Source organism: Nocardia sp. NPDC059154 (assembly GCF_042755705.1).
In the GTDB taxonomy this organism is placed as follows: Bacteria; Actinomycetota; Actinomycetes; order Mycobacteriales; family Mycobacteriaceae; genus Nocardia.
Genome location: NZ_JBHZCS010000162.1, coordinates 1 through 5038 on the forward strand (window position 1 = coordinate 1; position 5038 = coordinate 5038).

The following is a 5038-nucleotide window of genomic DNA, read 5'->3' on the forward strand; positions in this document are numbered from 1 at the left end:
TGCCCAGCGACTCGGCCGTGGTGTCGGCGCGGATGCCCTCGTCCTCGGCGAACTGGATCGGGTCGCCCTTGCGCTGCGGGATCGAGACCGGAGTGACCTCGTCGGCGAAGAGGCCGTTCTTCCAGGCGGCCGCGGCCTTCTGGTGCGAGGCAGCGGCGAAGGCGTCCTGCTCCTCGCGGCTGATGGCGTCGGCGTCGTTGCGCGCCTCGGTGAGCGCGCCCATGGCCTGATCGGTGAAGATGTCGTGCAGGCCGTCGTAGGCCATGCTGTCGCGCAGGGTGACCTCGCCGTACTTGTAGCCCTCGCGGCTGCGCTCCAGCAGGTGCGGGGCGTTGGTCATGGACTCCTGGCCGCCGGCCACCACGATCTCGTACTCGCCGGCCCGAATCAGCTGGTCCGCCAGCGCAATTGCATTGATACCGGACAGGCACACCTTGTTGACGGTGAGCGCCGGGACATCCATCGGAATACCCGCGGCGACCGCGGCCTGCCGGGCCGGGATCTGGCCCGCACCCGCGGTGAGCACCTGGCCCATGATCACGTAGTCGACCTGCTCGGGCGCCACCCCGCCCTTCTCCAGCGCCGCCTTGATGGCGAACCCGCCCAGGTCGGAGCCGCTGAAGCCCTTCAGCGATCCGAGCAGCCGGCCCACCGGGGTACGCGCGCCCGAAACGATGACGGAGATGATGGTCACGGGAGACCCTTTCCCGGAGTGGTGTAGGCGGCGGGAGTATCGATTCTTGAATGGGTGCACTCATCGGTCGGCGCGGCTATTGCGAGGGTGAGGATCGCCCGCCACCGCGTGCGGATCCGCAGTGCGCGGTCGGTGAACGTGGTTGTGCGCACGCCGCTGGTGAACCACGCGGACCCGAGGTAAGCCACCATGGCAAATGAGCAGAGAAGGACGAAAGGGTTCATCGTCGGGATTCCACATCTCCGGTTTATGCGTCTATCGCCGACATACATACATCTGATGCCTGTTTCCAGTCATAGACACTCGGTTGGCCCAACTGAATTCGCCTGGGACGGATGGTTGTCAGGATGCAAAGCCGCCCTCGTAACCCCTACTTTGTTGCGGCCTATCATTCGCTCCAACCTGAACTTGCGCACTCAACACAGCAGGAGGATTTGCCATTCGGCCGCCCTGCATTCGTTTTCTTGACATGGCCTCAGCTTGCTCTCGCGCTTCCCCGCGGGAAAAAAGAGAGAAGTACGCACGCGCTTTCTGTTGCGGTGACTTGTGGATGGAGTTGGCCGACGCAGTCTGGACGTTGTGCCTGATTCTTGTTACCGCGACGATCGACGCAGGTTGTGCGCCGTCGATATCGTCTGGGCTTGTTGGCCGAAATGCACTTCAGCCGTTCCCGCGAAGATTGCCATCGTGTGATCTACCCCGCATGGTTTACGTCACCCTAAGCTCGCGGACGTATCATTGTCCAAGACCGTGTTGGCAAGCAACGATTCCGGATTGGAATCGTACTCGCGATGGAGCATCCAGGACCTGCGCCCCTCTGCGACTCCCTTCACAACCTTCAACCGATCGGATACTTTAGAGAACCGAAAATTGAAAGGGCTGTCATGGCCGGGCATAGAGCCGTGGACAGCGACCGGGCCCCTGGGTGTTCGGTCGACAAGAATGGAGAGATTATGGCCAAGGCGACAACGGCGACTATCGTGAGTGACGCCACCACTGTCGACCCTGGAGAGGCCGTCCTGAAGCCGAACTCCAGTACGCCCGGCCAGACGGAAGTCTCGCTGCCAGTGTGGGAGGGAGACGGCATTCGTGCGGGAATTTGGGAAGTATCGCCCGGAACTTTCAAGAGTAAGAGGGACGGATACGACGAGCTGTGTCAGATCCTGAGCGGTTCGGCAACCATCACCGAGGCCAACGGCAATAGCTTCGACGTGGCGGCAGGGTCCTTTTTCGTGACCCCTGCGGGCTGGGAAGGCAGTTGGGCCGTGCACGAGACACTTCGCAAGGTATGGGTTATCCACGACGCCGTGAGTGACTGACCACTCCGAGCCAACAGCGGCTGAGACGGAGGTCGGACCGAACGGCCCGGCCTCCGTTTGCTTTCGGAATTCTCACCACACGGACCCGTTTGGGTCACCTTCCGCGGTTGAGCTGCTCGAGGTGGTGCAGCAAGGTGCCGGTAGCACTGCGAACACGATGCTCGACTGCTTCGTCGAAGACTCGGTCGTGAACGCGATGGACTGCTTCCGGTAATTTTCTGAGCGAGGAGGCCAGCTTCCTCGACCGTGCCGCATTTCACCGTCGAAGTGCTGGCGCTGGAGCGCACCCTGTTCGAGAAGCTGGCGGCTCTCCATGACGGCCCCGGCAAGCTCCGGACGAGCCGCACTGTCTGCATTGCAGCGAAACGCCTGCCGCCTCTACGACACCCACTGCCTGCTCATGAGCACCATGTGGTCGCCGCGCTCGAAACACTCGGCCGACAGGAGTAGCGCAGCTGTGCGCCGACGTCGACGAACCTCAGACTACACGATCTGATCCTCACCGCCATCATCGATGGCGATCCGGACCGCGCCGAAGAGGCCATAACGAGAGACAGCTGTGCCCGGATGACGTTCGGGCGAACGCCGTGAATTGAGGCATACCCGTTGTCGTCTCCGACAACTCCAGTGGATTCGAGGGTTTGGGATTGCCGAAAAAGGAAGCCGCGCTTCCAGCGGGCTGCTCGCGGCGGCCGCTCAAGCCCTCGCGTGAGACGACGTCGCAGCGGCTCTCGCACAAATCGCCAAGGACGCTGGCGTCAGTACCGGTACCCCCACCCATGAGCAGTTTCGGTTCTGCTCCTTCAACTAACCGATCGAGCCCCGCGTGGATACGATCTGTCCGCCAGGGCTGTCCGACTCAGGCCGACGAGAACCAACGAAGCGGTTTGGACGTCCGAGGTGCCGAACGGTTACCGCAACCGCGGACGGCTGACATCTGTCGCATGGGCTGCGCGAGCGCAGGAGACAGCTCACTTTGCCGCTAACCTGGGCGTAGCCGAGGTAAGCGCGGCAGATGTACGGGCGCACTCCGCTAACGTGTCTGTGAGGGCGGCCGGTTGGCCCGCCTTTACTGGTGTCGTAGCCAGTTCTGTGGGGCCATGTGATCTCCTCCGGAAGTGGCTGTCGCTGTGCTTACAGCCTCTTGCGCGCTGGCCGGGGCCCGCGACGGCCAATCGATCGAGGGCATACCTATTTCTTGCCCTGCGACCGTTCCGCTGCTCCGAGACGGGGTGAGGTGAGCGGTGACCGCGTACTGGTCGCGGCGGAACCCTCGGACGAATGAGCGCTGCGCGGGTTAGTCGTCGGCGTCGATGGCGGCCATACACTGTTCGAGGTTTCGACCGCACCGCTGGTCAATGATCGCGGCGAACGCGCGGACGTGCCCGGTATTGTCGAACGACGATCTGATCGCTCCTATCGAACAGGGAGCAACCGTGAATCGGGCTTGGTCGGACGTGCGTTTGCTCCCAGGTCGGCGAGTGGCGCAGTTGCGAATCGCGACTGGATTTGCTGATCTACATCGTTGGTCGTGGGGGGCGAAGGCGAGTGTTACTGCGCCGATGGCTTCGGCGCTGTCGAGGTGTTCACAGGTCCTGACCAGGTCGACGGTGCTGAATCCGGCGATGAAGGGCGATGTAGCCGCGGCGAATGTTGTGGGTTCGGCAGAAGTCCGCATACGCTGAGTAGAACTCATCGGCGTGGTCGAAAGTAAAGTCAGAGGACCGACCTTATCGGCGGTCCTTGCTGAGTTCGGTTGGCCAGGGCCATGTTTGCGGGTGGCGGTAGCCACCTGCGGCACCAAATGCTGCATGGATGGTGGCCCTGTCGCTGGTGGCGGCCAGCAGGGTGGTCAGCAGTATGCGGGCTTTGATCGGGTCGAGATATCCAGCACTGGTGAGGCCGCGTGCGAGAAGGTCAAGTTCGGAGCCGGCGTACCCGTAGGTGGATTCGAGCACCGATCCCGCGCCGGTTCGCGATGCCAGGACGACCGGGATCTTGGTGGCGAGGGTTTCGAGAGCGGGGACGAGGCGGGCGGGGACGTGGCCTGCTCCGAGACCCGCTACGACGAGGCCATCGATGTGGTCAGCGAGGGCGTGCAGGGTGGATCCGTCGTCTCCGAGTGCGATGGTCAGAATCGGAATGTGGAGGTCGTTGCTGGGTTGAGCTGGGACGGTGATTCGATGAGGCAGGGTATTGAGCAAGCGCGCGCGGTTTTCGACGATATAGCCTAGCGGGCCGCCGTTGGCTGAGCGGAATGTAGCTGTGTTGGTGGTGTGGGTTTTGCGGACTCGGCGGGCAGCATGGATTTCGTCGTTGAACACGACGAGGCAGCCTTGATCCCGGGCTTCGGGGGTGACTGCAGTGTGAATGGCGGCCAGCAGGTTAGCGGGGCCGTCAGGACCGGCGAGTGTGGGGTTGCGCATGGCGCCGGTGACCACCACCGGCTGCGGGGCGGTATGCAGGAGATCGAGCAGGTAGGCGGTTTCTTCGATAGTGTCGGTGCCCTGGGTGACAACAACGCCGTCGGTCCCTGAGAGTCGGTCGCGGATGGTGCTGGCGAGGGCGGTGATGTCGTCTATGGTCAGGAATGCGCTCGGCGTTTGTCGGAAATTGACCACGTCGACGGTGATGCCGGTGTTGACCAGCCCCGGCACTGCCGCGATGAGTTGATCAGCGGATAGTGCGGGCGCGACGCCTCCAGTGGGGGTGGTTGTCATGGCGATGGTGCCGCCCAGGCCGAAAACGGTGACGCGGCGGTAGGTTTCATCAGTAGGCACGGATGCAGCCTAGCGATCGGTGTCGAAGGTCAGCCAGGCCCAGCCCAGTCCGACGAAGTCCGAGAAGGAGTGGACTCGCGCACGATTCGAAGGTACGCGGGTGGCTGGCGAGCCATTGCTGGACCTGCGGTGTCTTGTGGGTGGCGCAGATGTCGCAGACCACGTGCACGTCCAGCTCTGCGGGCACGGTCTTGTCGATGTGCTGGTCAGGAATTTCTTGAACTCGGTCGCTCGGTGGCGGCGGT

At 63.0% G+C, this 5038-nt stretch carries 4 protein-coding genes; 2 read left to right on the plus strand and 2 right to left on the minus strand.

Annotated elements, in window-relative coordinates; all coding sequences use genetic code 11:
• Nucleotides 1-694, minus strand: a 694-nt coding sequence (locus ACFXN1_RS51205; protein WP_379464152.1) for a beta-ketoacyl synthase N-terminal-like domain-containing protein, incomplete at its 3' end; no start/stop codon positions are given.
• A gap of 953 nt (nucleotides 695-1647) precedes the next feature.
• Between ACFXN1_RS51205 and ACFXN1_RS51210 the strand changes: the two genes are divergently transcribed.
• Complete coding sequence (locus ACFXN1_RS51210; RefSeq protein ID WP_379446591.1) at nucleotides 1648-2013, plus strand: cupin domain-containing protein; 366 nt, start codon at nucleotides 1648-1650, stop codon at nucleotides 2011-2013.
• A gap of 246 nt (nucleotides 2014-2259) precedes the next feature.
• Nucleotides 2260-2463 (plus strand): hypothetical protein, encoded by a 204-nt coding sequence (locus tag ACFXN1_RS51215; RefSeq protein ID WP_379446592.1) that lies wholly within the window; start codon nucleotides 2260-2262, stop codon nucleotides 2461-2463.
• 1280 nt (nucleotides 2464-3743) lie between these two features.
• Here the strand turns inward: ACFXN1_RS51215 and ACFXN1_RS51220 are convergent.
• Entirely contained in the window at nucleotides 3744-4793 is a 1050-nt protein-coding gene (locus tag ACFXN1_RS51220) for an asparaginase (RefSeq protein ID WP_379446593.1), read from the minus strand.
• Between the last annotated feature and the right edge of the window lie 245 nt (nucleotides 4794-5038).